Here is a 1,851-nt window from a genome sequence, read left to right as displayed (position 1 = left end):
GCCAGCTCATCAGGTCGACGCCCTTGGCGAACTCGCCGCGCATGATGACGACCGCAGACTGGTAGTCCGCGACCGTCGCCAGTTTGGTCAGTGCCGTGTCGATGACGGGAGGCAGCTTGGCGCCCGGAGCGGGATCGCAGACCGGCTCGATCTCGATCTCGACCATGCGGATGGCGTGCTTGCGGCCGTCCTCCGGATCGACGCCGCGAGCGGCCTTCACCGGCCCGATCGCGGCGACAAGCGAGCGGAAGCATTCCGCGAAGGCATTGTTCGGGTCGGACAGCACGCGCCGCCACTGCCGGTCGAGCATGTCGAGCGAGAATTCAAGACCGGCATCGGTCGGCGCGATCTCGATCTGGTTGACCGCCTGGCCGTCGGTCGTCTGATAGGTGACGCTCGAGGCAACGATGAGGTCGAGCGCGAAGGTCACGGTGCCGGAGGTGACGAAGAAGCCTTCGTTCTGGGCGGCATACTTGGTTTCGTCGATGCGCACCAGGATGACCGGCGCCTGCCGGTCGCTCATGATCGAAGACAACGCCTCGATGGAGGAATCGGTAACGCCGTCGGCGGCAATGGTGTTGCCGCGCAGCGCCTGGACGGCCAGCATGCGCAGCATGGCATTAACCAGGCTCATCCGTTCTGTCCTTCGCTTGCCTCGGCTTCGCCGCTCCTTGCGGACGGCCGGGCAAACCTGCCCGACGGGCGGTCGTCGTTGCCGCCTTCGGCGGAGATCACGACGCGGCCTGCAGGTTCGACAGATAGAACACGATCACCTCGGGCAGGTCATCGACGACGCGCTCGATCGAATAGATCGGCTCGGCCGGCCGGGGGGTGACCTCGCACTGATCGCCGGCCTTCGGCAGCCAGGTCATGTCGGCACGCGGGATCGAAACGCTGCACAGCCGGCCGGCGTAGCGGGTCGGCGCCATGCCGCGATCGCGTCCGCCGAGGAATTCAAGGTCCAGATCGATGTCGAACCGGCCTTTCAGGCCGAGCATGGCCGGGCGCGACGGATCGTCGGCCACCGACATCTCGCCACGCTGCTTGGCGCGGATGGTGATCAGGTCGCCCATGCGGGAGCGCGTCTCATGGACAAGGCGCGATCGGGCTGCACGAATATCCATGAAAGGCTCCGAAAAGGTGAGACCTCAGACCTGGCCGAGGTCCATCTGGCTGGCCTCGTCCGCCTTCACGAGGTCAACCTTGCTGGCTGGGCGCGCGGCACCCTTTGCGACAAGATCGTCGAGCTGCTTCTTGTCGACGTCGATGATTGATCCAGGCGCCTTCACCTCGATTTCTGCGCGCTTGATTGTCTTGCCTTCCGGGCTCTTCTCGCCCGGCGACTTGCACAGGTGAACGGTGCTCAAAGCAACGGCTTTGACCATGATGCTTTCTCCAATGATGTTGAAATGCCGAGAACGATGCCGGACCGGGGCAATCAGCCGAGGACCGTCGCCTTCAGCGTCGCGTTCGGATTGACGGGCACCATCAGCGGCGCCGACTGGGTGAGGATCTGCTCGATCGCCACATCGCCTTCAGGGATGTAGTTGCGCGGGAAGATCGGCAGCGCCTCGAACTGCGCATGCACGTCGACGATCGTTCCGAAGCAGCGATAGCCCTGCACGTTCGGACCGGTCAGCACGACATCCTTGGGCGACATGAACGGAGTGACCGAGCCGTTGACGGTGTAGTAGTCCTTATAGACCCAGACTTCGATACCGCCACCGAGCGTGCCGCCATAGCGGACCTCGCCGGTGGTCATGAGGCCGGTCTTGATCGTCAGGTCGGCATTGCCGCGCCGGGTCAAGTCCATCTCGGCAAGGATCTCGCTGTCGCGTCGCATGACACCCC

The 1,851-nt window shown here is 64.3% G+C and carries 4 protein-coding genes; all 4 read right to left on the bottom strand.

What is annotated here, in order from left to right; all coding sequences use genetic code 11:
• On the bottom strand, positions 1–634 hold a 634-nt coding region (locus EOA60_RS31155), incomplete at its 3' end, for a hypothetical protein (RefSeq protein ID WP_164899702.1).
• A 97-nt stretch (positions 635–731) separates the two neighbouring features.
• Positions 732–1,073: a hypothetical protein gene (locus EOA60_RS31150; RefSeq protein ID WP_128312489.1), complete on the bottom strand. Its 342-nt coding sequence runs from the start codon at positions 1,071–1,073 to the stop codon at positions 732–734.
• Between the two features lie 75 nt (positions 1,074–1,148).
• Complete coding sequence (locus tag EOA60_RS31145) at positions 1,149–1,385, bottom strand: hypothetical protein (protein ID WP_127335104.1); 237 nt, start codon at positions 1,383–1,385, stop codon at positions 1,149–1,151.
• A gap of 53 nt (positions 1,386–1,438) precedes the next feature.
• On the bottom strand, positions 1,439–1,851 hold a 413-nt coding region (locus EOA60_RS31140; protein ID WP_206628329.1), incomplete at its 5' end, for a major capsid protein.

It is taken from the genome of Mesorhizobium sp. M1A.F.Ca.IN.020.06.1.1 (genome assembly GCF_004023265.1).
Lineage (GTDB): Bacteria > Pseudomonadota > Alphaproteobacteria > Rhizobiales > Rhizobiaceae > Mesorhizobium.
Note: the sequence above shows the minus strand (reverse complement) of the source record. Positions and strands in the feature narration are given on the sequence as shown.

Coding starts and splice junctions, on each gene's coding strand:
- EOA60_RS31150 (WP_128312489.1), bottom strand. CDS start 1,073: ATGGGCGACCTGATCACCATCCGCGCCAAGCAGCGTGGCGAGATGTCG.
- EOA60_RS31145 (WP_127335104.1), bottom strand. CDS start 1,385: ATGGTCAAAGCCGTTGCTTTGAGCACCGTTCACCTGTGCAAGTCGCCG.